25 protein-coding genes are annotated in these 25,362 nt (G+C 61.9%); 10 read left to right on the top strand and 15 right to left on the bottom strand.

Annotated elements, in window-relative coordinates; translation table 11 throughout:
- Positions 1-8: 8 nt before the first annotated feature.
- The 7 genes from phoR to pstS all read right to left on the bottom strand — a co-directional run bounded on the left by phoR (position 9) and on the right by pstS (position 6,634).
- Entirely contained in the window at positions 9-1,325 is a 1,317-nt protein-coding gene (gene phoR, locus V6Z91_RS18075) for a phosphate regulon sensor histidine kinase PhoR (protein WP_338759201.1), read from the bottom strand.
- On the bottom strand, positions 1,322-2,014 hold the full coding sequence (locus V6Z91_RS18070) for a response regulator (RefSeq protein ID WP_338759199.1): 693 nt from the start codon (positions 2,012-2,014) through the stop codon (positions 1,322-1,324). Before V6Z91_RS18070 ends, phoR begins: the two co-directional genes overlap by 4 nt.
- 7 nt (positions 2,015-2,021) lie before the next feature.
- Positions 2,022-2,729 (bottom strand): phosphate signaling complex protein PhoU, encoded by a 708-nt coding sequence (phoU, locus tag V6Z91_RS18065; RefSeq protein ID WP_338759198.1) that lies wholly within the window; start codon positions 2,727-2,729, stop codon positions 2,022-2,024.
- Between the two features lie 35 nt (positions 2,730-2,764).
- Positions 2,765-3,541: a phosphate ABC transporter ATP-binding protein PstB gene (gene pstB, locus V6Z91_RS18060; protein ID WP_338759197.1), complete on the bottom strand. Its 777-nt coding sequence runs from the start codon at positions 3,539-3,541 to the stop codon at positions 2,765-2,767.
- A 54-nt stretch (positions 3,542-3,595) separates the two neighbouring features.
- Positions 3,596-4,456 carry a phosphate ABC transporter permease PstA gene (pstA, locus tag V6Z91_RS18055; RefSeq protein WP_338759194.1) on the bottom strand — a complete coding sequence of 287 codons (861 nt, stop codon included), beginning with the start codon at positions 4,454-4,456 and terminating at the stop codon, positions 3,596-3,598.
- Entirely contained in the window at positions 4,456-5,469 is a 1,014-nt protein-coding gene (gene pstC, locus V6Z91_RS18050; RefSeq protein ID WP_338759192.1) for a phosphate ABC transporter permease subunit PstC, read from the bottom strand. Before pstC ends, pstA begins: the two co-directional genes overlap by 1 nt.
- 121 nt (positions 5,470-5,590) lie before the next feature.
- Entirely contained in the window at positions 5,591-6,634 is a 1,044-nt protein-coding gene (gene pstS, locus V6Z91_RS18045) for a phosphate ABC transporter substrate-binding protein PstS (RefSeq protein ID WP_338759190.1), read from the bottom strand.
- A gap of 312 nt (positions 6,635-6,946) precedes the next feature.
- Between pstS and ppk1 the strand changes: the two genes are divergently transcribed.
- The 8 genes from ppk1 (at position 6,947) to V6Z91_RS18005 (ending at position 15,376) form a co-directional block, all read left to right on the top strand.
- The gene (gene ppk1 / locus V6Z91_RS18040) at positions 6,947-9,037 is read left to right on the top strand and encodes a polyphosphate kinase 1 (RefSeq protein ID WP_338759188.1); all 2,091 of its coding nucleotides are present in this window, start codon (positions 6,947-6,949) and stop codon (positions 9,035-9,037) included.
- A 26-nt stretch (positions 9,038-9,063) separates the two neighbouring features.
- Positions 9,064-9,531, top strand: coding sequence for a phosphohistidine phosphatase SixA (sixA, locus tag V6Z91_RS18035; RefSeq protein ID WP_338759186.1), 468 nt, complete (start codon positions 9,064-9,066; stop codon positions 9,529-9,531).
- Between the two features lie 487 nt (positions 9,532-10,018).
- Positions 10,019-10,555, top strand: a complete 537-nt coding sequence (locus V6Z91_RS18030; protein WP_338759184.1) for a hypothetical protein — start codon at positions 10,019-10,021, stop codon at positions 10,553-10,555.
- Positions 10,548-11,591, top strand: a complete 1,044-nt coding sequence (locus V6Z91_RS18025) for a hypothetical protein (protein ID WP_338759182.1) — start codon at positions 10,548-10,550, stop codon at positions 11,589-11,591. The genes V6Z91_RS18030 and V6Z91_RS18025 overlap by 8 nt, the downstream gene beginning before the upstream one ends.
- Positions 11,592-12,004: 413 nt before the next feature.
- Positions 12,005-12,139, top strand: a complete 135-nt coding sequence (locus tag V6Z91_RS18020) for a hypothetical protein (protein WP_338759180.1) — start codon at positions 12,005-12,007, stop codon at positions 12,137-12,139.
- 395 nt (positions 12,140-12,534) lie between these two features.
- Positions 12,535-13,041, top strand: coding sequence for a DUF3859 domain-containing protein (locus V6Z91_RS18015; protein WP_338759178.1), 507 nt, complete (start codon positions 12,535-12,537; stop codon positions 13,039-13,041).
- A 605-nt stretch (positions 13,042-13,646) separates the two neighbouring features.
- Positions 13,647-14,111: a hypothetical protein gene (locus V6Z91_RS18010; protein ID WP_338759176.1), complete on the top strand. Its 465-nt coding sequence runs from the start codon at positions 13,647-13,649 to the stop codon at positions 14,109-14,111.
- A 463-nt stretch (positions 14,112-14,574) separates the two neighbouring features.
- Positions 14,575-15,376 (top strand): IS5 family transposase gene (locus tag V6Z91_RS18005; RefSeq protein ID WP_338759175.1). Its coding sequence is split into 2 segments (ribosomal slippage): positions 14,575-14,636 and positions 14,635-15,376, totalling 804 coding nucleotides; the frame shifts between segments, so codons are not numbered across the junction.
- Positions 15,377-15,598: 222 nt separating this feature from the next.
- Here V6Z91_RS18005 and fliD read toward each other — a convergent pair.
- The 4 genes from fliD to alr all read right to left on the bottom strand — a co-directional run bounded on the left by fliD (position 15,599) and on the right by alr (position 20,004).
- Positions 15,599-17,011, bottom strand: coding sequence for a flagellar filament capping protein FliD (fliD, locus tag V6Z91_RS18000; RefSeq protein WP_338759174.1), 1,413 nt, complete (start codon positions 17,009-17,011; stop codon positions 15,599-15,601).
- 117 nt (positions 17,012-17,128) lie between these two features.
- Positions 17,129-17,449 carry a PilZ domain-containing protein gene (locus V6Z91_RS17995; RefSeq protein WP_338759173.1) on the bottom strand — a complete coding sequence of 107 codons (321 nt, stop codon included), beginning with the start codon at positions 17,447-17,449 and terminating at the stop codon, positions 17,129-17,131.
- A gap of 93 nt (positions 17,450-17,542) precedes the next feature.
- Positions 17,543-18,916 carry a DNA repair protein RadA gene (gene radA, locus V6Z91_RS17990; RefSeq protein WP_338759172.1) on the bottom strand — a complete coding sequence of 458 codons (1,374 nt, stop codon included), beginning with the start codon at positions 18,914-18,916 and terminating at the stop codon, positions 17,543-17,545.
- The gene (gene alr / locus V6Z91_RS17985; protein WP_338759170.1) at positions 18,916-20,004 is read right to left on the bottom strand and encodes an alanine racemase; all 1,089 of its coding nucleotides are present in this window, start codon (positions 20,002-20,004) and stop codon (positions 18,916-18,918) included. The genes radA and alr overlap by 1 nt, the downstream gene beginning before the upstream one ends.
- 189 nt (positions 20,005-20,193) lie before the next feature.
- Between alr and lplT the strand changes: the two genes are divergently transcribed.
- The gene (gene lplT, locus V6Z91_RS17980; RefSeq protein ID WP_338759169.1) at positions 20,194-21,441 is read left to right on the top strand and encodes a lysophospholipid transporter LplT; all 1,248 of its coding nucleotides are present in this window, start codon (positions 20,194-20,196) and stop codon (positions 21,439-21,441) included.
- 173 nt (positions 21,442-21,614) lie between these two features.
- On the opposite strand, the gene V6Z91_RS17975 is transcribed toward lplT, so the two are convergent.
- The 4 genes from V6Z91_RS17975 to tsaB are packed head-to-tail and all read right to left on the bottom strand — an operon-like array spanning position 21,615 to position 24,844.
- A complete protein-coding gene (locus V6Z91_RS17975; protein ID WP_338759167.1) occupies positions 21,615-22,640 on the bottom strand; it encodes a DUF1853 family protein in 1,026 nt (341 codons plus the stop codon).
- A complete protein-coding gene (locus tag V6Z91_RS17970) occupies positions 22,624-23,664 on the bottom strand; it encodes a uracil-DNA glycosylase (protein WP_338759165.1) in 1,041 nt (346 codons plus the stop codon). The genes V6Z91_RS17975 and V6Z91_RS17970 overlap by 17 nt, the downstream gene beginning before the upstream one ends.
- Complete coding sequence (gene rimI, locus V6Z91_RS17965; protein WP_338759163.1) at positions 23,661-24,137, bottom strand: ribosomal protein S18-alanine N-acetyltransferase; 477 nt, start codon at positions 24,135-24,137, stop codon at positions 23,661-23,663. The genes V6Z91_RS17970 and rimI overlap by 4 nt, the downstream gene beginning before the upstream one ends.
- On the bottom strand, positions 24,134-24,844 hold the full coding sequence (tsaB, locus tag V6Z91_RS17960) for a tRNA (adenosine(37)-N6)-threonylcarbamoyltransferase complex dimerization subunit type 1 TsaB (protein WP_338759161.1): 711 nt from the start codon (positions 24,842-24,844) through the stop codon (positions 24,134-24,136). The genes rimI and tsaB overlap by 4 nt, the downstream gene beginning before the upstream one ends.
- Before the next feature lie 95 nt (positions 24,845-24,939).
- Here tsaB and V6Z91_RS17955 point away from each other — a divergent pair, with 95 nt between their 5' ends.
- Positions 24,940-25,362, top strand: a complete 423-nt coding sequence (locus tag V6Z91_RS17955; protein WP_338759159.1) for a thioredoxin family protein — start codon at positions 24,940-24,942, stop codon at positions 25,360-25,362.

Here is a 25,362-nt window from a genome sequence, read left to right as displayed (position 1 = left end):
AGATTGTATCAGTTCGCCAGCGCGGCCGCCGGGTGCGTGACCGCGGCGAGCGACTTCGGCAGGTTCACGGTGAAGGTACTGCCCTTCCCCGGCTCCGACGTGATCGAGAGCGTGGCGTTATGGCGCAGCAGCACGTGCTTGACGATCGCCAGGCCAAGGCCGGTGCCCTGGGTTTCGCGCGAGCGGCTCTTGTCCACCCGGTAGAAGCGCTCCGTCAGCCGCGAGATGTGCTCGGGGTTGATGCCGATACCCGTGTCGCGCACCGTGAAGCGCACGCCGGCTTGCGTGTCTTCCCACTTCATCGACACGCTGCCGCCCGCCGGCGTATAGCGCACCGCGTTGGCGGCCAGGTTGCCGAAGGCGCTGTACAGCTCGTCCATGCTGCCCATCACGTCGCTGCCCTGCACTTCGAGCGAGATCGTGTGCTTGCCGGCCGACAGCGCTTCGGCGTCGCGCCGCACCTTGTCCAGCAGCTTGTGCATGTCCACCTGTTCCGGCCGGATCGGGTGGTCGATCGACTCCAGGCGCGACAGCGTGAGCATGTCCTCGATCAGGTGCTGCATGCGGTAGGCCTGGTCCATCATCAGCTTCAGGTGGGCCTTGCGGGTTTCCCTGTCCAGGTCCTCGGAAGCGGCGATCTCCAGGAAGCCCACGATGACCGTCAGCGGCGTGCGCAGCTCGTGCGAGGCGTTGGCCACGAAGTCGCGGCGCATCATGTCGGTGCGCTCGGTTTCCGTGATGTCGTGCGTGACGAGGATCTGGCGCCGGTTCTCGAACGGGATGATGTGCACGATCAGCTTGCGGCCGCGGAACGACAGCGTGAGCGGCTGGTCGTAGCGGCCCAGGATCAGGTAATCCATGAAATCGGGGCTGCGCACCAGGTTCGTCACGCGCATGCCCTTGTCGCGGTCGTGGCGCAGGCCCAGGTGTTCCTCGGCGGCCGGGTTGCACCATTCGAGGAACAGCACGTCGTCCATGATCACCACGCCGTCCGGCAACAGGTGCATGGCCTGGCGGAAGCGGGCCAGCCATTCGGTCAGCTCGGCCTGGTTTTTCTCGTCGTCGCGGCGCAGCCGGTACAGGCGGGAGAACACGGGGGTCCATTCGCCCCAGCCGTCGGGCAGCTTGCCGCTGCGCGGGTCGTCCAGCCAGCCGGAGAGCTGGTACAGGTAGTGCAGCTGGGCCAGCACCATCGCGCCCAGGCCCAGCAGCGCCGTCCACAGCGCCGTCAGCACGCCGAACCACCACCACAGGAGGGCGATGCCGGCCGCGCCGGCGGCCATCTGGATGGCCACCGGCACCCAGAACACGAATTTGGGGTTCATGTCTTTTCGGACAGCATGTAGCCGACGCTGCGCACCGTCTTGATCAGGTGCTCCGCCTCCTTCAGTGCCTTGCGCAGGCGCAGCACGTGCACGTCGACCGTGCGCTCCTCGATCACCACGTGGTCGCCCCACACCTTGTCGAGCAGCTGGCTGCGCGAGAACACGCGTTCCGGATGCGCCAGGAAGAATTTCAGCAGCTTGTATTCGGCATGGCCGATGTCGATCTTCGCGTCGCCCAGCGACACGGTGCAGCTGATCGGATCGAGCGTGATCGGGCCGGCACGCATCGCGGCGTCGGCATGCTCGGGGCTCTTGCGGCGCAGCAGCGCGCGGGCGCGGGCCAGCAGTTCGCGCGGCGAAAACGGCTTTGTGATGTAGTCGTCGGCCCCGTTGTTCAGGCCAGCGAGCTTGTCCTCTTCCATGCTCTTCGCCGTGAGCATGATGATGGGAATGTCGGCAAAGTGCCGGTCGCCGCGGATGCGGGCCAGCAGGCGCAGGCCCGTCTGGTCCGGCAGCATCCAGTCCAGCAGGATCAGTTGCGGCTTGCGCTCGTGGATGAAATCCCAGGCTTCCTGCGTGCTTTGCACCGAACTCACGTTCCAGCCCGTCTCGCGCAGCGAGAACGTGACCAGTTCCACGATCGCCGGTTCGTCTTCTACAATCAGTACTGTCGTTTTATCCGCTGCCATCGTTGTATCAGTCTTCCTTGGTTCCCTCGCCCGGCAGGCCGGTGCGGCTGTGGCGGATGTCGACGCCTTCCACCACGTAAATCACGTATTCGGCGATGTTCTTGGCATGGTCGCCGATGCGCTCGATCGCCTTGGCGACCCACATCGTATCCAGCGCAGCCGAAATTGTACGCGGATCTTCCATCATGAACGTGATCAGGTTTCGCATGATCGTGCGGAACTCGTGGTCGATCACGGCGTCCTGGGCGATCAGCGCCATGGCCTGGGTGTGATCGTTGCGCGCGAACGCGTCCAGCGCGTCGTGCAGCATGTCGCTGGTGGCCGTGGCGATATTGCGCACCATCTCGTAATGGTTCACGGTCACGGCGCCGCGGCTGTGCAGACTTTTCGCCGTGCGGGCAATCTTGGTGGCTTCATCGCCGATGCGCTCGAGGTCCGTGATCACCTTGATCGTGGCCATGATCGTGCGCAGGTCGTTGGCGGCGGGCTGACGGCGCACGATCAGGTGGCTGCACTGGTCGTCCAGCTGCACTTCGAGCTGGTTCACGGCATCGTCCTCGCGCACCACGCGCTCGGCCCGTTCCACGTTGCCGATGCGGAAGCAGGTCATCGCATCGAGGAATTGCGTCTCGACCATGCCGCCCATCAGCAGCACCTTGGAGCGGATCGCTTCCAGGTCGTGATCGTAGGCCTTGGAGGAATGTTCACCCATCATGATGGTGTTCCCTTTCTATAATGAGTAACAGTGCGTCAGCCGAAGCGGCCGGTGATGTAGTCCTGGGTTTCCTTGCGGGCCGGGTTCATGAAGATCTGGTCCGTTTCGCCGAACTCGACCAGCTCGCCCAGGTACATGTAGGCGGTGTAGTCCGAGCAGCGGGCAGCCTGCTGCATGTTGTGCGTGACGATGGCGATCGTGTAGTCCTGTTTCAGTTCGCTGATCAGTTCTTCCACCTTCGACGTGGAGATCGGGTCCAGCGCGGACGTCGGCTCGTCGAGCAGCAGCACGTCGGGCTTGACGGCCACGCCGCGGGCGATGCACAGGCGCTGCTGCTGGCCGCCGGAGAGCGACAGACCGCTCTTGCCCAGCTTGTCCTTCACCTCGGTCCACAGCGCGGCCTTCTTCAACGCCCATTCCACGCGCTCGTCCATTTCACCCTTCGAGAGGTTTTCGTACAGGCGCACGCCGAAGGCGATGTTGTCGTAGATCGACATGGGGAACGGCGTGGGCTTCTGGAACACCATGCCGACCTTGGCGCGCAGCATGTTCACGTCCTGCCCGGCTTCCAGGATATTGGTGCCGCGGTAGGCGATCGTGCCTTCGGCGCGCTGACCCGGGTACAGGTCATACATGCGGTTCAGCGTGCGCAGCAGCGTGGACTTGCCGCAGCCGGACGGGCCGATGAAGGCCGTCACCTGGCGCTCGTGGATATCCAGGTTCACGTTATGCAGGCTGCGGGTCTTGCCGTAGTAGAAATTGAGGTTCTTGATCTCGATGATCTTCGAAACCTGCTTTGCCGGTGCGGTCATTGGTGCGTTCACTTGCGCGCTCATGGGCTGTTCTCTTGGATGTGTATTCGTTGTTCAATTCGGGATCTTCTGCGTGAAGACGGTGCGCGACAGGATATTCAGCGCCAGCACGCTGAACGTGACGAGCAGCGCGCCGCCCCAGGCCAGCTCGCGCCAGTTGTCGTAGGGGCTCATCGCGAACTGGTAGATCACGTATGGCAGGTTGGCCATCGGCTTGTTCATGTCGGCGTTGAAGAACTGGTTGTTCAGCGCGGTGAACAGCAGCGGCGCGGTCTCGCCGGAGACGCGGGCCACGGCCAGCAGCACGCCCGTCACCACGCCGGCCTTCACGGCGCGCAGGCGCACCAGCATCGCCACCTTCCAGCGCGGCGCGCCCAGCGCGAACGCGGCTTCCAGCAGGCTGTTGGGCACGAGGCGCAGCATATTGTCGGTGGTGCGCACGACCACGGGAATGGCGATCAGCGACAGCGCCAGCGAACCTGCATAACCGGAGAAGTGGTTGACGTTGGCCACGTACAGCGCGTAGACGAACAGGCCGATGACGATCGACGGGGCCGAGAGCATGATGTCCGTGACGAAGCGGGTCAGCTGCGCCAGCTTGTTCTCTTCACCGTATTCGGCCAGGTAGATGCCGGCCAGGATGCCGATCGGCGTGGACACGAGCGTGGACAGGCCGACCATCAGCAGGCTGCCGACGATGGCGTTCATCAGGCCACCGCCGTCGCTGCCCGGCGCCGGGGTGGTTTCGGTGAACAGCGCCGGCGTGAGCGCGGCGAAGCCGTTGATCAGCAGCGTGGCGAGGATCCACAGCAGCACGATGACGCCGACCGACATGGCGGCCACGGACAGGGCGATGCCGAAGCGGTGCGTCCACAGTCGCTTACGGTAGACGGGATTCATGGCAGCGGTTTGCATTATTTGACACCTTCTTTGCGGGACATACCGGCCAGCATCAGCTTCGCGGCGGACAGGACGATGAACGTGATCACGAACAGGATCAGCGCCAGCGAGAACAGCGAGGACACGTGCAGGGGCGTGGCCGCTTCGCCGAATTCGTTGGCCAGGGTGGACGCGATCGAGTTACCCGGCGCGAACAGCGAGGCGGACAGCTTGTTGGCGTTGCCGATCACGAAGGTGACGGCCATCGTTTCGCCCAGCGCGCGGCCCAGGCCCAGCATCACGCCGCCGACCACGCCGGTCTTGGTATATGGCAGCACGATCTTGCTGACCACTTCCCAGCGCGTGCAGCCCAGGCCATACGCGGATTCCTTCAGCACGGCCGGCACGATCTCGAACACGTCGCGCATCACGGAAGAGATGAACGGGATGATCATGATGGCCAGGATCAGGGCGGCGGTCAGGATGCCGATGCCCATCGTCGGGCCGGAAAACAGCGCGCCGATGACCGGCAGCTTGCCGAGCGTGGCCTTGAGCAGCGGCTGCACGTGGTCGCCGAACAGCGGCACGAACACGAACAGGCCCCACATGCCGTAGATGATCGAGGGCACGCCGGCCAGCAGCTCGATGGCGGTACCCAGCGGGCGCTTCAGCCACACGGGGCAGATCTCGGTCAGGAACAGGGCGATGCCGAAGCTCACGGGGAAGGCGATCAGCAGCGCGATGCCGGCCGTGGCCAGCGTGCCCACGATGGCGATCAGCGCGCCGTACTGGTCGTTGATCGGATCCCATTCCACGCGCGTGATGAAGCCGGGGCCGAATTCCTTCAGTGCCGGCCACGCGCCCATGGCGAGCGAGATGATGATGCCGACCAGCACGAACAGCACGGACAGGGCGAACACCATCGTCAGCTTGTGGAAGACCCAGTCCTGGATCCGTTGCCGACGCATCACCGATTGCATCGCCGCCGGCGACACGGTGGATGCCGCTTGCGACTCTGCTCCGGGAACGGAAGAAATTTCTGCACTCATGGACATAGTTTTTGGACGTTTTTAGAATAGGGTTATCCGGGAGATCCCTGCACCTTGCTGACGCTCGGCTGGGCTCCCCCGGATAACCCCCTCGGGGGACCGAGGGAGCAGGATCAATGGATCAGTACAGTGCTTTGCCGGAAGCGTCTTTCAGGTTCTGCTTCCACGCGGCTTGCACTTGCTTGACCACCGATTCCGGCAGCGGCACGTAGTCCAGTTCGGTGGCGGCCTTGTCGCCGTTGGCGAAGGCCCAGTCGAAGAACTTGACCACTTCCTTGCCCTTCGCCGCGTCGGCCTGCTGCTTGTACATCAGGATGAACGACACGCCGGTGATCGGCCAGGATTGCTTGCCCGGCTGGTCGGTCAGCACCACGCCGAAGCCCGGGGTGGTGGTCCAGGCGGCGTTGGCGGCGGCGGCCTTGAAGTTCTCGTCGTCCGGCTGCAGGAACACGCCATCCTTGTTGCGCAGCTGGGTGTGCTGCATCTTGCTCTTCTTGGCGTATGCCCATTCCACGTAGCCGATGGCGCCCTTGATGCGCTGCACGTTGGCGGCCACGCCTTCGTTGCCCTTGCCGCCCACGCCGGTCGGCCATTTCACGGCGCTGTTGGCGCCGACCTTCGTCTTGAACTCTTCGTTGGTCTTCGACAGGAAGTCCGTGAACAGGAACGAGGTGCCCGAGCTGTCGGCACGGTGCACGACGGTGATGTCTTCATCCGGCAGCTTCACGCCGGCGTTCAGCGTGGCGATGGCCGGATCGTTCCACTTGGTGATCTTGCCCAGGTAGATATCGCCGACGACCTGGCCGGTCAGCTTCAGCTGGCCCGGCTGGAGACCCGGCAGGTTGACCACGGTGACAACGCCACCCATGATGGCCGGGAACTGCATCAGACCGGATTCGTTCAGGTCTTCGACCTTCAGAGGCATGTCGGAAGCGCCGAAATCGACGGTCTTCGCCTTGATTTGCTTGATACCTGCGCCCGAGCCCACGGAAGCATAATTCAGACCGTTGCCGGTGGAAGCCTTGTACATCTCGGCCCATTTGGCATAGATCGGGTACGGGAAGGTAGCACCGGCGCCGGTCATGTCCGCTGCGGCGGCGGTAGTGAAGGCCACTGCTGCGGAAGCGCCTACGATGAGGGAGGCCATCAACTGTTTCATACGCATATCAAAGTTCCTCTTTCGGGGGTTGGGGTTTTGAATGCTGCGCAGTGTAGTCAGGGATTGTGACGGCTTTATGACATGTTTGACCGAAGTTGAAATATTCGCCCGCAGAACTTGTCATAACTCGCGCCATCGCTTGTCACAATAGATCCAAGTCTTTGAAATTGCTAGCAAAAACCTCTGTCATAAACTCTTGATAGGCTTTCGGCAATGTCATGTTGTTGTCATATTTCTTATCTACACTGTCATGAGCGCCAGCGTCACCATGGGAGGCGCTAAAATCTTGTAATAATGAATAGAAAAACAGCAAAGACGATGAAGCCAGAAACCCGAGCGGAAGTCTCGCGACATACCCAGTTCCTCGACCGCGAACTTTCTCAACTTGCCTTCAACCGCCGCGTCATGGCGCAAGCCGAAGATCCCTCGATTCCCGTGCTCGAGCGGCTGCGATACCTGTGCATCACCTCCAGCAACCTCGACGAATTCTTCGAGGTGCGCGTAGCGAGCCTGCTGGCGGCGGCGACCGTCGATGGCAAGCTGTCGGAACACCCTGCCCTCACCGCCAACCTGAATCGCGTATCGGCCGAGTGCCATGCGCTGGTGGCGCGGCAATACGACATATTGAATACGCAGATCCTGCCGCTGCTGAAAGAGCATGGGGTGCACCTGCTCCGGAACACCGAACGCACCGAAGCGCAGCGCGTCTGGATCAAGGATTATTTCGAACGCGAAGTCCGCCCCCTCCTCACCCCCATCGGCCTCGACCCGGCCCACCCCTTCCCCCAAGTCGTCAATAAAAGCCTGAACTTCATCGTTGCCCTGTCCGGCAAGGATGCGTTCGGCCGCGGCACGGCCATCGCCATCGTGAAGGCACCGCGCGTGCTGCCTCGCGTGATCAAGCTGCCGGATGAACTGTCGGACAAGCCGGGCACCTGCTTCTGCCTGCTGTCGTCGATCATCCATGCCCATATTTCCGACCTGTTCGCCGGCCGCGAAGTGATGGCCTATTCGCAGTTCCGCGTGACGCGCGACTCCGACCTGTGGGTGGACGAGGATGAAGTGAAGAACCTGCGCCAGGCGCTGAAGGGCGAATTGCAGGGCCGCCAGTTCGGCCGCTCGGTGCGCCTGGAAGTGGCAAAGAACTGCCCGCCGGAACTCTCGCAATTCCTGCTCGACCAGTTCGACCTGGACCGCAGCCGCCTGTACCAGGTGGACGGCCCTGTGAACATGGTGCGGCTCAACGAGATCATCGAGCACACGAAGATGCCGGAACTGCGCTTCCCGCCGTTCATGCCGGGCGTGCAGCCGACAGGCGGCGACATCTTCGCCACGCTGCGCAAGCAGGATATCCTGCTGCACCACCCGTTCCAGTCGTTCCAGACGGTGATCGACTTCATCCGGCAGGCGGCCACCGACCCGGCCGTGGTGGCGATCAAGCAGACCGTCTACCGCACCGGCATGAACTCGGACCTGATGGAAGCGCTGATCCTGGCCGCGCGGCTGGGCAAGGAAGTGACGGTGGTGGTGGAACTGATGGCGCGCTTCGACGAGGAAGCGAACATCAACTGGGCCGACAAGCTCGAACAGGTCGGTGCTCAAGTCGTCTACGGCGTGGTGGGCCTGAAGACCCACGCGAAGATCGCGCTGGTGATCCGCCGCGAAGGCACGGCGGACCATTCCGAGCTGCGCTATTACGCCCACCTGGGCACGGGCAACTACCACCCGACCACGACGAAGTTCTACACGGACTTCGGCGTGCTCACGTGCGAGCCGAGCCTGGCCCGCGACGTGAACGAGGTGTTCATGCACCTGACGAGCCTGGCCAAGCCGCAAAAGCTGCACCATGTGTGGCTGGCGCCGTTCGCCCTGCAAAGCGAGATCATCAAGGCGATCCGCAACGAGGCGAAGATCGCCAAGTCCGGCAAGCCCGGCCGCATCATCGTGAAGGTGAACGCGATGGTCGACGAATCGGTGATCCGCGCGCTGTACGCGGCGTCGCAGGATGGCGTGAAGATCGACCTGATCGTGCGCGGCGCCTGCACGCTGCGGCCGGGCGTGCCCGGCCTGTCGGAAAACATCAAGGTGCGCTCCATCATCGGCCGCTTCCTCGAGCACAGCCGCATCTATTACTTCCGCAACGACCTGGCGCACGACGTCTACCTGGCCAGCGCGGACTGGATGAGCCGCAACCTGTTCCGCCGCATCGAGGTAGCGTTCCCAGTGCTGGACCGCGCGCTGAAGCGCCGCGTGATGGCCGAGGGCCTGAACCCCTACCTGAAGGACAACACCAATGCCTGGGAGCTGGAACCGGACGGCCACTACCAGCGCCGCAAGCCGCGCGGCAAGCAGCAGCCCTTCGGCGCCCAGCAATACCTGATGCAGACGCTCGGCACCATGGCCGGCTAAGTGAGATTTGATAGGAAAGGAATTCGATGGACTTGATCCTGTGGCGCCATGCCGAAGCCGAAGACGGCCATGAAGGCTTGCCGGACCTGGAACGCGCGTTGACCCCGAAAGGCGTGAAGCAGGCCCGGCGCATGGGCAAATGGCTCGACTCGCAACTGCCGGAAAGCTGCCGCATCCTCGTGAGCCCGGCCGTGCGCACCGTGCAGACGGCCGAAGGGCTCGGCCGCAAATACAAGACGAACGCGGAACTGGTGCCCGGCGCGTCACCCGAGGCGATCCTGCAAGCGGCCAATTGGCCGGCTGGCAAGGAAACCGTGGTGATCGTGGGCCACCAGCCCACGCTGGGCCAGGTGGCGGCCCTGCTGCTGACGGGCGAGGCGCTGGACTTCGAGATGAAGAAAGCCGCCGCGTGGTGGTTCGTGCAGAAGGACCCGGAAGACCCGTCCAGCCTGCACCTGAAGGCCGTGATGGCGGCCGATCTCGTCAACAAATAGGGCCTTCCCCCCTCCCTTGAAAAGGCCGAATCGTCTGCTACAGTTTAAATGTAGTACGGGTGTAGTTTCTCGATGTGGTAGTTCAACAAGGGAGCAGCCTTCCGAAAGGATGGCTGATTTATCATGCCTACTCTGCTGACGATCGGCATCTTCGTAGCCACCGTGGCGCTGATCGCCTTTGAAATCATTTCGGAAAGCCGGGGTGGCCACGGCAAACTGACCGACCGCTATCACGAAGAATAGCGAACGCTGCGCTTAGCAAGCACAGGCTCCGCAGCAGCCCGTAGCGATACGGTCTGCGGGCGGGGCCTTCGGTTTTTTTGGGGAGAGAAACAGGGTTTGGGTACTTGTACGCCTTACTCTATTCGTTGAGATCGGCATTCGCGCGCACAATGAGCCTTCCACGCTAGAAGAGCAGGAAAACAACACAAGCTAGCCGATTTAATCGCAGAAGATTATAGTAAGAAAAATTGTACCTGGAGTCATCATGAGTCCGCCGGACAGTATCGACATGGTAATGGCTATGACCCGTTCAGTGCTGCTCATCATATGCGCCCTAGCAGGAGTTCTATGTATTTATTTAGGATGGCGCCTATATATGAACTTCATAACGGTGGCTACGAAGGGCGAATTTGCAGGTTTAGGCTTGAAGTTAAAGCTTGCATCCGGGGGACCGGGTGCAGTGATCTCCGCGTTAGGTATTTGGTTGTTGCTGTCCGTAGTGAACCGGCCGATTGAAATTTCAGAAGGCATATCCACAGAGACAACCAAGCTCCCCATTCAACTCGCCTCCCAAAATAACAACGTAGGTAGTTCGCCTTGCTTTCTCTACATTAAGAAGCGTAGATTTGATTCCGGGTTAAGTGATATCACACCCAATGACGTTGAGCAGGCTACTGCAAAGGCTAATGCCGCGTTACGCAGAGCCGGGAGTAACGGTATTAATGATGCCGAAGAGCGTAGCGAAACAATAAGAATTCTCAGTCGCCTCGGCAGTATTGTGCGAGAACAGAACAATGATTAAGTTCCTCACTATTTCGGCGCTCACCGCTGTAGCATTGTTGACTCATCGGGACGCGGCAAGCCAAACCAGTAATGCATCGGAACAGTACTACGTTAATTTTCAGGACGCGGCCATTGCAACATTTAAAGATGTGCTAGGAAGTCTTAACCATGATCAGGCGTCAAAAATAAAGAAACTTGGTGTTGTGCTCACAGCCGCACCACCCGGCGATAGCGAGAGCTATTGCATCAGTCCATGGAGTATGGGATTGCGTGCGGAATACAAGGGCAAACCGCTGATCGTTACATGCCCTCATACAATGTCGGCGTTCGCGGACTATATTGTTGCCGGAAGCATTGTCACTACAAGCCGCATAGGTTCTAAAAATCCCACTTTAATTATGAAGTTCTTGGATGGAAATGCGGATTTCATAGCCGCGACAACCGAAAAACTCAGCCGCACGTATGTTGCTCATCTAGTAGCGCAACATACAAATGCGACCAATGGCGAGGCCACCTACAGGTGCCACCCTGGCTACGCAGCCTATACCGTGATACATCTTCAAAGTGAGCGTTATTGTGAACATGCCACAGGAGAAATCCATAGACAATGGCTTGAAGCCGTTGGGATGACTGATGACGAGATCTTGTCTTTATGGCGTACAGTTATTAAGCAGCTTACTATTGCACTTATAGCCCACGAGATCGGCCACATCCTTAGAGACAACGATACCAGTCAAACACAGGGCAACTTGCTTGAGGAGGAGATTTATGCCGACGCATTTGCGGCCAACTATTTCCGCACATCACCCGAACTTATCGGTGCAGAGATGGTTTGGATGAATGCGCAAATTCTATGGGCGCATCTGAAGCAGGTCTCAGCTTCGACAAAATATCCGCTTCCAGTACACGAATCGATGCGCCTAGATGCTGTGATGAGGATGATGGTCTGCAAGAGGGATCAAATGCGTTACCGATACAGCACTGGTTATGAACTGTTGGCATCAAATTTTCGTCATTCACTTCGCAAGCATACCCCAGTGAAATGCTCCAACTAGCGCGGCCGCGTCGTCGGACCAATTTTGGCTTCAGAAACGCCGCATGACTGCTTTCGATACGGGTCGACTATCACTAGCTCTGATCCCGGCAGTGGCCGTGATCATTTTTGGCTGTCGCGCTTGCGCGAGAGTGAAGCGTTAGCACAATTATATAGTTGTCGAGTCCCGTCTGATCGTAGACGTGTTTGACGAATAGATCGGATTTGCGTTTCTGCAATTATTGAGATCGAGAATCGGCGTCGTTGAGTCGATAACTCGCTGCGGGAAATGGTGGTCGTATAGCTTAAGGTAATTGAGCAAGGCGGCCTTCAGATCGGCCCTGCTATCGAAGCGGGTCTGCGACAATCTCACATTGGGCCATTTACGCGTTCGGCCATACCCTTGGTTTAAGGGTGCCGTGGAGGCGCTAGGCGATGCTCGACTTTCATGCTGGCACAGGTCTTGTCGAAGGCGTGATTGCCGTTGCGCTTCTTGTCTTTGGTGGCGCTTCATCGGTCGGTAAATTGCGAGCCGTTATCGGTCAATATCTTGGTGATCTTGATCATTGACGCGAGCTTCAAACGGCGCAGGAAATCCACGCTGCTACGCTCGGGCGTGTCGCTGTAGATATGCAGGAAGACTCAGCGCGTAGCGGGGCGATGGCGACAAACAGGTAGCGGCGTGAAGTTCCGCGAGGCATCTCTGGCAGGTACTTGATGTCGACGCGCTTGAGCCATCTGGCAGCGGTAGCGCGAGTGATATTGAACACCTTGGCAGCCTGTCGATCGGACAAACGGGAATCCTTAGAGCGCCTAACAAAACCTGTCGCTTGTCCTGGAGGCAACAACCACGTACACTTTGGCAATGCGACCGGCCGCTTTCGGCGAGAAGCGGACCTTGCTCTATGGTCCGCTACGCTCAAGGTCAGAAGCGTCAACTGAACAACTAAGCGAAACCATTGTCTATGCTGAGTAAAGCCAATACCGAGATCTCGACCTATGCCGTTCTCTTCGGCATTTGTCTGTCAATCGGTGGAGCGAGTACGCTGGCCCCTGCGGCCGACCTTCTAAAAATCGTCGGGCAGCAAGAGATATGGTCAGGGGTTTATGAAGGCGAACTCGATTGGTTCCACGTTCCACGACTATTGAAACAAACCGATCACGTTCCAGGGCGCTTAGGCATCAGCTTCGGCACGTATTTCACCCTCCAGACAGAGCCCGCAAACGCAGGAGGTATCGTACGCCTAAGCTACAAAACGATCTTTCCTGCTCCAGGCATGCGCGATCCCCGAACCGGGGAGACGACGCGCGAGATTGAAGGCGTCACTGAATGCATTCTTGGCAAAGCGTGTTTGGCCGGTTACACCTTCGATACGCCAAACGAGATTCTTCCTGGAGAATGGCGTTTAGTGGTCTCGTTCAGGAACGAAGAGTTGCTCAGCAAGTCGTTCACGGTGGAATCGGTCCCTTAAGAGATCGAATCGAGCTCGCAGGCTCTCTTTGCCAAACTAGGTCTGCTTCGGGTCGGGACTTGCCGGTCATAACAGTCTGCGATTTTCTGGTTCATGAAGATTTCTTTGTCGGAACAGTGAGCTTTGTATGGATGTCTTGTTAGCGACAGTATTTGTTGTGTTACCAATTCTAATTCTAGGACTGGACCACTGGATAGGGCGGCGTTCTCTTCAACGAAACAAGTGCAATCTATGTGCGAAGTGCGCCAAGCCGTTAGCGGCGTTCAAGTCTGAACTTGTACCTGTAGCGGGCGGGGAATTTCACACTCAAGCACTTGCTTGCATGTCGTGTGCAAGACGTGACATTCGCATTCGTCGTGCTACATGGATCGTGCTCGGCCTCTGCTTTCTTGGGGCTGTTAGCTCCCTATGGTTATAGAACAGCACAGAACGGACCTGTAGGGTGTTTAGAAGCAGCTCTACAATAGCCCTAGAAGATCGGCTTCAAGCGAATAGCGAACACTACTTTATGATTGTTGCCTATGGACATTTCTGTCGTACACTCGACGACAGCAACGGGCTAGAAGCAGCCCTTTAATGCTCCTATATGACCCAGTGGGGAACTGATGAGTTACAACATTGATTTATACGACCGGGATTTTCTGAGAGGGTCTATTGCTGAAAAATCCGGAGATTTGACCAATGCAGATCCGATTCCTATGCCAATCGTGGAAGCGATTGCCGATGCCTGCATCGCCGCAGGATTTAGGGCCGAGCTTCACCCGCCTGAATTCATTAAATTCTTGCGCCACCAAGGCGTCTTGCCAAGTCGAGATTTTGCGTTGCTTACCTCAACATTCTCTGGCCCAGTTCCTCAACTATTACGGCTCTGGGAAGCTGGACCAGTATCGAGCCGCAATCGCTTCCAAGGATTAGTATCGGTGGAGGCCTACGTGCTCGGCCCAATCGGAACGTCTGCAAAGGGGCGGGAGCGGCCTGTTGTGACAGTCTGCGACTTTTCCGCCTCGGCAACATGCTATGCTGGCTCGACCGGCCGAGATCGGCCAGAAGCAGACGTTAAAATCCATTGATACCATTGAGATACTGTGAAGAATTTTGGTACAGAACAAAGCGAACCGATAGGACGAATGATCAATGTAGTCCGCGCGGCTATCAAAAGCATCCCATTAGGTGCCACGACCGATGCCGTACTAAATCTCCTTGGGCCACCAGACGACAGGACTCTGGGTCTATCAGGCAACTTGACGCCCACAACTGTTGTGAGCGTTAACGAACTTCAATCGCTAGCAACTTTTGAAACGCTGAGAGCAGATGAGACGTGGAAGTACTTGAATCCGTACAGAACAACGGTTGAGCATTACCTTGCATTCTCAGATGGCAAACTTCAAAAAATCTGGGAGTTTCGAGGGCCTGCAGAACGCAATACATAAATAATTTGGGTTCTGCAAACGTCTGCAATGGGGCGGAAGCGGACGCACGTGGCTGCAGTCCGGGGCATAAGATGACGGCCGTTTTCACCGTTGGACTGATGCCATGGCCCAAGCACTCCTTCCCGACGACCTTTGGTCGCTTATCGAAGCTCATCTTCCTGCTTTCAGTCTCGCCGAGAGGTGGGCGATCGCGGATCAACGATCGTGCAGCCCTGACGGGCATTCTGTTTGTTCTCAAAACTGGAATACCTTGGGAATACCTGCCGCGTGAGCTTGGGTGCGGCAGCGGCATGACGTGCTGGCGTCGACTTCACCAATGGATGCAAGCTGGTGTATGGCAAAGCGTCCACGAGGCAGTCCTGCGGCGCCTTCGAGAATATGACCAGATCATGTGGGATCGAGCTTGCGTTGATGCAGCGAGCATACCGGCACCGGCTGGTGGTGAGCATACTGGTCGGAACCCGACCGATCGCGGCAAGCTCGGCTGCAAACACCATTTGCTTGTCGATCAGCGTGGCCTGCCCCTGGTAGCTCAAATCACAGGCGCTCAGGTCCATGACTCACGCATGCTCATCCCTCTCGTAGAATCGATCCCAGCTGTTAAAGGGCTGTCCGGTAGGGCGAGGAAACGGCCAGGTAAGCTACATGCTGATCGAGCGTACGCTTCGAGGGCGCATCGGGCCTGGCTGCGCCGGCGAGGAATCTCTGCTCGGATTGCACGTTACGGCATCGAGTCACGCGAAAGGTTAGGCCGATGGCGTTGGGTCGTTGAACGCACCCTTGGATGGCTGCACCGTTTTCGCAGACTGCGCATCCGTTATGAACGGCGAGCCGACATTCACCAGGCCTTTCTTTCGCTTGCGTGTTCACTCATCTGTTGGAGATACGTTGAAAGGTTTTGTTAGGCGCTCTTAATCTCCTGGCGGACTGTGGAGGTGGTACACGCTTGCGGATGAATGCATGAACTCATGCTCGATATGGTGGCGTACTGCGAGGGGCTGTCGAGCGCTGCGGGAAGCCAGCAATTATCTCATTAAGCACGGCCTTTGCACGGGACAAGGTCGCTGCAACGGCGAACATAGTCACACGAAACTAAACAATTACGGATAGCATCTTTCCGATCACCCTCACCCCAACAAATCGAGCAACGTCCCCGTCCCCCCCATCTGCTCCTGCATGGTGTACATGGTCGCCAACGCCTGAGCCTGCGCCGTCAGCGATGCCGCCATCCGCTCGCGCCGGTCGGTGATCACCTCGAGATCGCGCGTCGTACGCTCCTGCGCCCGGCTGATCAACCCATTTTCCGACGTCATCGTTTCCAGCCGCGCGTCGATGCGGTCGGCCAGGCCCCTGCCTTCGTTGGTGAACAACTGGGTAACGGCTTCGGGATCGTCGGCGATGGCGGCTTTCAGCTTGACCTCGTTGAGTACCAGCTTGCCACTGGCATCGCGCGACAGGCCCACGTCGGCCAGGCTGGGCGTGCCGGTGCCAGCGCCGCCGATGCGCATCAGCGACGACAGTTGCGTCGTCACGCGCGACAGCGCGTTATCGCCGCGCAGCGCGCCGTTTTCCAGTGCCGCGAGCTTGTCGGCCATGTCGTTCCAGCCTTGCACGAAGGCGGCTACGTTCTTGGCGATCTGGCTGCTGTCCTGGCTCACCGTGACCTTCGTGGTGCCCTTCCCCGTCAGGGTGAGCGTCATGCCGCCGATCGTCTCCGTGAGCTTGTTGGTGCTGCTCGTCGTGGACTTGCCGCCCATCGAGATGATCGCGTCCTGCGCGGCCTGCGCCTGGGTCATGCCCGCGGCCGTGGGTCTTTCCGGATCGAAGCCGATCGCGGCCTTGAGCGCGGCGTCGCCACTCACGCTGATCGACAGCGTTTGCGAGGCGCCCTGTTCGCCGTTGATCTGCAAGGCATAGCCGCCGTTGGAGCGCACCACGGTAGCGTTGACGCCCGCCTCTTCCAGCGCGCCGGCGATGCCCTCCAGCGTGTTGTTGCTGCTGTCTATCGTGATGGTGCGCGAGGTGCCGGACGTGGCCTTGAAGCCGTCCGCGCCCAGCGTGCCCCATTCGAGCTTGACGGTCGCCGTCAGGCCGGCGCCGATCGCCGAAGTGGCGGTCGGTTGTACGCCGCTGTTGAGTACCTGCCCTTGCGCCAGTTGTTTCACGTCGATGGTGTAAGTACCGGGCTTGGCAGTGGGGGTCGTGGCCGCCGTCAGGACAGCGGTATTCGACGAGGTAGCGGAGGTGGAGAGGCCGGCGCCCGACAGGCTCTCGGCCATGGCTTCGAAGGCGTCGAGCGCGCTTTGCAGCTGGCCCAGGCCGGACAGGCGCGTCTGCGTGCTCGACAGGCTTGCGTTCAGTGCGTCGATATTGCCCTGCTGGCCGGCCAGCGCCGCCTGCACGCGGGCCGCGACCGTGGGCGACAGCGTCGACGTCCCCGTGATGGAGTTACCCGTCAACATCGTGCTGGTCGCGTTGCTGCCGTACAGCGTGTTGAACGCGTTGGTGCCGTACAGCGTGGCGAGAGCGTTGGTGTTCATGACCATGGTCGTTCCTCCGATGACGGACTATTATGATCCCATCGCGACCAGGAATCAAAGAAACGAACAGAACCGTGCACTGCCCGCTATCTTTCCTTTTCGACTACGGTATCGCTATCAACGCATGAATTTGGTGATGGCCGCCGTGGCATCGGCATTCAGGGTCTGGAACATGAAGCCCACCTTGAATTCATCGCCGGAGAAAATGCAGTGCGCGACTTTCACACGGGTCGTGATGATCTGCGGCTTGCCGTCGACGAGCATTTCGAACACCACCTGGCCCGTCTGGCCGGGATTGACCCTGGTCCCCGTCGTGACGGACATGCCGCCCATGCTGAGGTCGAAGGTGCGGGCAGCCACCGGCGCGGCGCCATCCAGGACCATCATCGCCCTCACGCGCATGATCTTGCGCGCGCTCTGCCTTTGATCGACTAACACTTACTAACCCTCGTTGAAAAAGAAAACGGCCGGCAAAGCCGGCCGCATATTCTACTGCGCAAAGGACAATCTTGCATCGGTGCTATGAGAGCGTCACTGCAGCTCGCGCAGGCGGTTGAACGCATCGTCGATGCGGTCGACGGCGATGATCGTCATGCCTTCGATCGGCTGCTTCGGCGCGTTCGCCTTCGGGATCATGGCAATCGAGAAGCCCAGCTTGGCCGCCTCGCGCAGGCGCTCCTGGCCGCGCGGCGCGGGCCGGATCTCGCCGGCCAGGCCCACCTCGCCGAACACCACGAAGCCGCGCGGCAGCGCCTTGTTGCGCATGGACGAGTTGATCGCCAGCAGCACGGCAAGGTCGGCCGCCGGTTCCGTGATCTTCACGCCGCCCACCGCATTGATGAACACGTCCTGGTCGAAGGCGGCGATGCCGGCATGGCGGTGCAGCACCGCCAGCAGCATGGCCAGCCGGTTCTGTTCGAGGCCCACGGAGAGCCGGCGCGCATTCGGCAGGTGGCTTGCATCGACCAGCGCCTGGATCTCCACCAGCAGCGGGCGCGTGCCTTCCTGCGTCACCATCACGCAGGAGCCGGGCACCTGGTTGTCGTGCTGCGACAGGAACAGCGCGGAAGGATTCGAGACGCCCTTCAAGCCCTTGTCCGTCATGGCGAACACGCCCAGCTCGTTGACGGCACCGAAGCGGTTCTTGATCGCGCGCACGAGGCGGAAACTGGAATGGCTGTCGCCCTCGAAGTACAGCACCGCGTCCACGATGTGTTCGAGCACGCGCGGGCCCGCCAGCGCGCCCTCCTTCGTCACGTGGCCCACCAGGATGATGGTCACGCCGGTGGTCTTGGCCACGCGCGTGAGCTGCGCCGCGCACTCGCGCACCTGCGCCACCGAACCGGGGGCGGACGTGAGGGCGTCCGAATACAGCGTCTGGATCGAGTCGATCACGGCGACCTGCGGCTTCACGTCGGCCAGCGTATTGAGGATTTTTTCGAGCTGGATCTCGGCCTGCAGCTTGAATTCCCTGGCATCGATGGCCAGGCGCCGCGCGCGCAGCGCGATCTGCGCGCCGGACTCTTCGCCCGACACGTACAGCACGCTTTTTACACGCGACATGTTCGCCAACGCCTGCAACAGCAAGGTGGACTTGCCGATGCCCGGATCGCCGCCGATCAGCACCACGCCGCCCGGCACCAGGCCGCCGCCCAGCACGCGGTCGAATTCGTCGATGCCGGTGCCGAAACGCGGCACGTCGATCGCCTCGATCTCGTGCAGCGACAGCACGGGTGCCGTCTGCGCCAGCGCCTGCGGTGCCTGCGACATGCGGTTCACGCCGCCCGTCTCGATGACGGTTTCCACCATCGTGTTCCACTGGCGGCATGCCGGGCATTGTCCGGTCCACTTGCTGCTCGTGCCGCCGCATTCGGAGCACACGTATTGGGTCTTCGCCTTGGCCATCAGTCTTCTCTCATCTGTACGCGGGGAGCGACCGCGCACATCAGTTCATAGCCGATCGTGCCCGCGGCCGTGGCCACATCGTCGATCGGCAAGCCGTCGCCCCACAGCACCACGCGGCTGCCAACGCGCGCCGTGTCGATGCCGGTCAGGTCCACGGCCATCATGTCCATCGACACGCGGCCCACGGTGCGCGTGCGCACGCCGTCGACCAGCACCGGCGTGCCGGTCGGCGCGTGGCGCGGGTAGCCGTCAGCGTAACCGCAGGCCACGGTGCCGATGCGCATGGCGCGGTCGGCCTGGAAGCGGCTGCCATAGCCCACGAAGTCGCCCGCTCCGATCTGCTGGACGCCGATCAGTTCACTGGCCAGCGTCATGGCCGGCCGCAGGCCGTAATCCGCCGCGCTGCCGCCGCCCGGCGTGCCGCCATACAGCATGATGCCGGGGCGGATCCAGTCGCTCACGAGTTCTCCCTGCAATTCCGGCATGCGCAGCACGCCGGCGGAGTTGGACAGGCTGCACGGCGCATCGATGCCCGCCGCGCCCGCGTTGAAACGGCGGATCTGCTCATGGATCGGCAGGCATTCGTGTGCTGCTTCGTCCGCATTGGCGAAGTGCGTCATCAGCGTGATGCGGCCCACGTGCGGGATCGCGCGCAGCCGCGCATGCGCGGCGCCGAATTCCTCGGGCTTGAAACCCAGCCGGTTCATGCCCGTATTCATCTTGAGATGCACGTCGATGGGGTGCGGCAAGGGCGTCGCTTCCAGCAGCGCGATCTGCTCCATGCAATGCGCCGCGCCGTTCAAGCCATGCGCGGCCATCGTGTGCAGGTCGGCCGCGTCGAACCAGCCTTCCAGCAGCAGGATCGGCTTGCTCCAGCCCATTTCGCGCAACCGCACTGCGTTGTCGAATTCGATCAGCGCCAGGCCGTCGGCATCGGCGAAGCCGCGCAGCGCGCGCTGCAAGCCATGCCCATAGGCATTGGCCTTGACGACCGCCCAGGCTTTCGAGCCGGGCGCGCAGGCGCGTGCGCGGGCCAGGTTATGCTGCATCGCAGCGACGTGGATGGTGGCGACGATCGGCCTCGGCATGGTAGCGCTTTAGCAAAATGAGAAGCCGGCATTTTACCGCACGTGCACCCTTAGGCGGGCCTTAAGGCCGGCCTCCCGGGCCGCTGCGCCGGAACCGAACGACCATTCGAAATGGCGGGACGTTTGCTTTGGAAAGCATATCTTTCATGGTATAAAGCAAGCCGATATCGGTTTTAAGGCCCTTCCACAATGAATCGTGGTTTTTATACCATCATGGCGGCGCAGTTCTTTTCGTCGCTGGCGGACAATGCGTTGCTGTTCGTCGCGATCGACCTGCTGATCTCGATGAAGTCGCCGGCATGGATCACGCCGCTGTTGAAATTCCTCTTCGTGCTGTTCTATGTGCTGCTGGCCGCGTTCGTGGGCGCCTTCGCCGATGCGCTGCCGAAGGGCCGCGTCATGTTCATCGCGAACCTCGTCAAGATTTTCGGCTGCGCGCTGCTGTTCTATGAAGTGCACCCGCTGGCTGCCTACGCGATCGTCGGCATCGGCGCGGCGATCTATTCGCCCGCCAAGTACGGCATCCTCACCGAACTGCTGCCGCCGGAAAAACTGGTGGCCGCCAATGGCTGGATCGAAGGCTTGACGATTTCCTCGATCATCCTCGGCACCGTGATGGGCGGCGCCCTCGTGAGCGACCGCGCCGAGGCGATCATGCTGGGCTGGAATATCGGCATCGGCAACGCGGCCTATGGTGCGCTGATGATCGTCGGCGTGCTGTATGTCGCGGCGGCGCTGTTCAACCTGCGCATTCCGCTCACGGGCAGCGTGTACCCGCACCAGGAACGCAACCCGATCCGCCTGATCGAGGATTTCGCGAACTGCTGCATGATCCTGTGGCGCGACAAGCTGGGCCAGATCTCGCTGGCCGTCACCACGCTGTTCTGGGGCACCGGCGCCACGCTGCAATTCATCGTGCTCGAATGGGCCAAGCAGGCCATGGGCATGAGCTATGAAAAGGCCACCACGATGGTGGGCCTGGTGGGCCTGGGCGTCACGGTCGGCGCCATCATGTCCGCCAAGATGGTCACGCTGCGCAAATCGCTCAGCGTGATCCCGCTCGGCATCGCGATGGGCTTCATGGTGATGACGATGGCCTTCATTAACACGGCGGCGATCGCCTACCCGATGCTGATCCTGATCGGCGCGCTAGCCGGCTACTTCGTGGTGCCGATGAACGCGCTGCTGCAGCACCGCGGCCACGTGCTCATGAGCGCCGGCCACTCGATCGCCGTGCAAAACTTCAACGAGAACCTGTCGATCCTGACGATGCTGGCGATGTATTCGCTGATGCTGCGCATGGACCTGGAACTGAACACGATCATCATCCTGTTCGGGCTGTTCCTGTCGGGGACCATGATTGCCATCAAGCGGCTGCATGTGGCCAATCAGCGCGAGCAAGATTCGCTGGCGTTGATTGGGGAGCACAAGCACTAGGAGCGCGTCCGATGCCAGCGCGTCTGGTGTCGGACATTTTTTCTCGGGGCCTCATCGAGAAAAAGTGTACGACACCGGTTTTCCCTGGAGGCAGCAATGCTTCATGAGAAAACCGGTGTCGCACACTTTTTTCTGGATGAAGCCCCAGAAAAAAATGTTCGACACCAGTGCATTCAAGCCGCGGGCTTTTCGCCCGTCACCCGCCTGATCGCCGCGCGCGCCGGCCAATCGTCCCGCACGACGAACGCGCGCGCTTCCTCCAGCAGCCAGCCATCCTCTTCCCGCACCGCCGCCACCATCACCGGTGACGCATCGCCCTCGAATTTGGCCGCGAGCACGCTGGCCAGTCCGGCTCGGCATAGCGGTGCAGGAACCGCGGGCAACGACTCGTCCGCGCGCACCTTCAAGGGCGCCAGCCATTGCAGGCGCGGCATGACAATGAAGCGCTCGCCCGGATGCTCGCCCGCGTGGGCAAAGCCGGTCAGCGTATGCCATCGCCCGCGGCAATGCCCCGGAGTGATGCCGGGGATGACGGGATCGCTGTCCGGCGGGTAGAACAGCCAGCCTTTCACGAGGGCCTGGGCGGACGTCACGGGGCGCGGCAGGACGTCGCGCGCGGCGGGGTGCGCGGCCAGTTCCAGTTGCTGCTCGAAGATCTTGCGCATCTTGCGGCCCAGCGTGTCGCCCAGGTTCGGGCCCACCAGCAGGTCGAAGTCGCCCGTGGCCATCGCACCGTCGAGCAGGTAGAACTTGGTGGCGAATTCGATGTGGCGCAGGCCGCCGCCCGGCTCGTCGAGCAGGAAATCGAATTCGCCCACCGTTTCCTTGCCGCCCTTGTTGCCCTTGGGTGCGGCACGCACCTGCAAGCCATGTGCCGCAAGCTGCCCGCGCTGGGCGAAATAGAAGGCCATCAGCTTTTCGGCATACAGGCCAAGCCGGGAATAAAAGCGGCCACCCAGCGCGGCATCGAGCGGCGCGGGGTCGTCCTCCAGCGCCGCGAGCCAGTCCGCCACGTCCGGCGCGACCGGGCCCAGCGAGGCAATGCGGCCGTGCCAGTAAGGCGCGTTGACGTCGAGGAGGTCCGGCGCATCGAGCAGCCAGGCCAGCGCCCGCACGTGCGGGCGTGTCAGGTGATGCCAGCGGCGCTCGAAGCGCGCATGGCTGAAGGAGTTGCTCTCTTCCTCAGGGGCGGCGCGCATGGGCGGAGCGCGCCAGGCACAGGTCGGCCCACGCCTTCACCTTGTCTTCCGGCTTCTTCAGCAGGTCGGCTGGGTGGAAGGTGGCCACGACGGGCAAGGCGCCATGCGCATGGTCGAAATTGAGCACCTTGCCGCGCGCGGCCATGCCGAGCAGGCCCTTGGCCGTCACGCCGCCCAGCGTGAGCGCCATGCCGGCGCCCGTCAGCGCCAGCTCGCGTTCCAGGTAAGGGCGGCACGCCGACAGTTCATCGGCGGCCGGCAGGCGCTCGCCGCCATCGTCGGCTACCGGGCGGCATTTCACCAGCGTGGTCACGTAGGCGCCGCGCTCCGATGACAGGTCGACGGCACGCAGCATGTTCTGCAGCAGCTGGCCTGGCGGGCCGCTGAACGGCTGTTCCGCCTTCTCGTCGGCGCGCGTGGGCGCAAGGCCCAGCACGAGCCAGCGGGCATTCTCGTCGCCCTGGCCCGGCACCGCGGCGCGGCGCGTTTCGCACAGGCGGCAGCGCGTGCAGCCGCGCACGGCCGCCTGCAGCTCCGGCCAGTCCATGGCCGCGATCTCTTCGTCGGTAGCCGCGGCGCGGGCGGGCGCGCGTTGCACGGGCGCGGCCGGCACGGCGTCGAACCACGACGTGTCCTCGGCGCCTTCCGGCGCGGCCGGCCTCTGGGCCGGGGCTTTCGGCGGCGCGGCCTGCTTCAGGGTGGGGGCTTTCGGCGGCGGCGCGGGTGCATCGTCGAACCAGGACATATCCTCGTCCGAGGCTGCCGGTGCGGCCACGGGCACGGCTGGAGGCGCGGCCGGCACCGGTGCCGGTGCCGGAGTGGATGCGGGTGCGGGCGCGGCGCGTTGCGGCACGGCGACCTCCGCCTCCGCTTCCACGGCGACCGCTTCGAGCACCACCTGTTCATCGTCGGCGGCAGGTGCTGCCTCCACTTCCGGTTCGCCGTGCACGCGATCGCGCAACAGCCATCGCGGGCCGATCCCCATCTCGCGCAGGAAGGCGCCGGTACGGTGCGAAAGGCTCATAGCAGGATCCGCATCACGATGGCGTCCTCGCGCTTGCCGTCCGCGGCCGGGTAATAACCCTTGCGGCGGCCGATCTCCGCGAATCCGTAGCGGCGATAGATATCGAGCGCGCGCTGGTTCGACGGGCGCACCTCGAGCAGCATCGATTCCATGCCGAGGCCGCGCGCGCACGCGACGGACTGGTTCAGCAGGAAGCGTCCCAGGCCCTTGCCCTGCCACGGCGCGGCCACCGCCACGTTCAGCAGGTGCGCCTCGTCGAGCACGGCCATCACGAGGAAGTAGCCGAGCAGCTCGCGGGACGGACTGCGCAATACCCACGCGTGGTAACCATGCTTGAGCGAATCGGAGAAATTGGTACGCGTCCACGGATGCGGGTAGACGCTGTGTTCGAGCTTCACCACTTCATCCAGGTCGGCCTGGTGCATCGGTTCGTAGACGAACCGGGCCAGGTCCCATTGCTGGCGCTGCGTCATGCCCGGGCTCCGTTCATGACGGCCCGCTCGGCCTTCGTGTACGCGACCTTGTTGCGCAGGTAGAGCGGCTGCGCGTCGGCGGCCGGCATGCCCTGCCCCGCCGCGAAGGCGGCCGCGCCAAGCCGGGCGACCTGTTCCGCGTGCGGCAGCACGGCCGTATCGGCGCCGGCGGCGAAGGGCTTGCCCGCGAACGCTTCCGGATACGCCGTGAAGCCGTTGCCGCAGGCGAGCGGCGCGCCTTGCGGCGCCACGTCCGCCGGGGCCGACAGCGCCGCCGGCAGCACGGCTACCGGAAGCTCGCCCTCGAAACGGTACTGCGCCCAGTACACCTCGTTCATCCGGGCATCGAGCACGGCGAGCACGTCGGCGGCGCCGTGCCGTTCGCGGCAGGCCAGCGACATCGCGTCCAGCGTCACGACCGGCACCAGCGGCAGGTTCGCGCCGAACCCCAGCCCCTGGGCGATGCCGCAGGCGGTGCGCACGCCCGTGAACGAGCCGGGCCCGGCACCATAGGCGATCGCGTCGCAATCGGCCAGCACGATGCCAGCCTCGGCCAGCAATTCCTGCACCATCGGCAGCAGCGAGGCCGAGTGCGTGCGCACGCCGTCGGAGCTGCGCGAGCTCAGGCGGCCGCCGTGCAGCAGCGCGCAGGAGGCCAGTTCGGAGGATGTTTCGAGGGCAAGAATGGTGGGCTGGGACTTGGACATAAGGCGTATTTTACCTCGCGCGGCGGCGCTGGCCCAGCCGTCGGGCGCGGCGCGGCGGCCCTGCATGACAGTTTGACACGCTGTACAATGCGGCCATGCACAGCACAACCCTACAAGCCGACAACCGCGCCGAAGTAGCCGCCGCGCTGGCGCAGGACCGCCTGGTGGTGGCCTGCCTGTGCGCCGCCTGGTGCGGCACCTGCTCCAGCTACCGCGCCGCGTTCGAGGAACTGGCCGCGCGCCACCCGGAAAAATACTTCCTGTGGGTCGATATCGAAGACCACGCCGACCTGGTAGGCGACCTGGACGTGGAAAACTTCCCCACCCTGCTCATCCAGCGCCATGAAACGGTTGCCTTTTTCGGCACCATGCTGCCCGACCCGAACGTGGCCAGCCGGCTGATCGACACCATCGCCGCCACCAGCAGCGAGGAGCTGGACCGCCAGGCCGGCAGCACCGCCGAGCGCCGGCAGTGGCAGCAGGAGTGCAACCTGCGGCAACTGATGGGTACGGGCTAA

The sequence above is a fragment of the Massilia sp. METH4 genome (assembly GCF_037094685.1).
GTDB lineage: Bacteria > Pseudomonadota > Gammaproteobacteria > Burkholderiales > Burkholderiaceae_D > Rugamonas.
Note: the sequence above shows the minus strand (reverse complement) of the source record. Positions and strands in the feature narration are given on the sequence as shown.

Bases quoted from the DNA above. Each gene is read 5' to 3' on its own strand.
- phoR (WP_338759201.1), bottom strand. From the start codon at position 1,325: ATGAACCCCAAATTCGTGTTCTGGGTGCCGGTGGCCATCCAGATGGCC.
- V6Z91_RS18070 (WP_338759199.1), bottom strand. From the start codon at position 2,014: ATGGCAGCGGATAAAACGACAGTACTGATTGTAGAAGACGAACCGGCG.
- phoU (WP_338759198.1), bottom strand. From the start codon at position 2,729: ATGATGGGTGAACATTCCTCCAAGGCCTACGATCACGACCTGGAAGCG.
- pstB (WP_338759197.1), bottom strand. From the start codon at position 3,541: ATGACCGCACCGGCAAAGCAGGTTTCGAAGATCATCGAGATCAAGAAC.
- pstA (WP_338759194.1), bottom strand. From the start codon at position 4,456: ATGCAAACCGCTGCCATGAATCCCGTCTACCGTAAGCGACTGTGGACG.
- pstC (WP_338759192.1), bottom strand. From the start codon at position 5,469: ATGAGTGCAGAAATTTCTTCCGTTCCCGGAGCAGAGTCGCAAGCGGCA.
- pstS (WP_338759190.1), bottom strand. From the start codon at position 6,634: ATGCGTATGAAACAGTTGATGGCCTCCCTCATCGTAGGCGCTTCCGCA.
- ppk1 (WP_338759188.1), top strand. From the start codon at position 6,947: ATGAAGCCAGAAACCCGAGCGGAAGTCTCGCGACATACCCAGTTCCTC.
- sixA (WP_338759186.1), top strand. From the start codon at position 9,064: ATGGACTTGATCCTGTGGCGCCATGCCGAAGCCGAAGACGGCCATGAA.
- V6Z91_RS18030 (WP_338759184.1), top strand. From the start codon at position 10,019: ATGAGTCCGCCGGACAGTATCGACATGGTAATGGCTATGACCCGTTCA.
- V6Z91_RS18025 (WP_338759182.1), top strand. From the start codon at position 10,548: ATGATTAAGTTCCTCACTATTTCGGCGCTCACCGCTGTAGCATTGTTG.
- V6Z91_RS18020 (WP_338759180.1), top strand. From the start codon at position 12,005: ATGCTCGACTTTCATGCTGGCACAGGTCTTGTCGAAGGCGTGATTGCC.
- V6Z91_RS18015 (WP_338759178.1), top strand. From the start codon at position 12,535: ATGCTGAGTAAAGCCAATACCGAGATCTCGACCTATGCCGTTCTCTTC.
- V6Z91_RS18010 (WP_338759176.1), top strand. From the start codon at position 13,647: ATGAGTTACAACATTGATTTATACGACCGGGATTTTCTGAGAGGGTCT.
- fliD (WP_338759174.1), bottom strand. From the start codon at position 17,011: ATGAACACCAACGCTCTCGCCACGCTGTACGGCACCAACGCGTTCAAC.
- radA (WP_338759172.1), bottom strand. From the start codon at position 18,916: ATGGCCAAGGCGAAGACCCAATACGTGTGCTCCGAATGCGGCGGCACG.
- alr (WP_338759170.1), bottom strand. From the start codon at position 20,004: ATGCCGAGGCCGATCGTCGCCACCATCCACGTCGCTGCGATGCAGCAT.
- lplT (WP_338759169.1), top strand. From the start codon at position 20,194: ATGAATCGTGGTTTTTATACCATCATGGCGGCGCAGTTCTTTTCGTCG.
- V6Z91_RS17975 (WP_338759167.1), bottom strand. From the start codon at position 22,640: ATGCGCGCCGCCCCTGAGGAAGAGAGCAACTCCTTCAGCCATGCGCGC.
- V6Z91_RS17970 (WP_338759165.1), bottom strand. From the start codon at position 23,664: ATGAGCCTTTCGCACCGTACCGGCGCCTTCCTGCGCGAGATGGGGATC.
- rimI (WP_338759163.1), bottom strand. From the start codon at position 24,137: ATGACGCAGCGCCAGCAATGGGACCTGGCCCGGTTCGTCTACGAACCG.
- tsaB (WP_338759161.1), bottom strand. From the start codon at position 24,844: ATGTCCAAGTCCCAGCCCACCATTCTTGCCCTCGAAACATCCTCCGAA.
- V6Z91_RS17955 (WP_338759159.1), top strand. From the start codon at position 24,940: ATGCACAGCACAACCCTACAAGCCGACAACCGCGCCGAAGTAGCCGCC.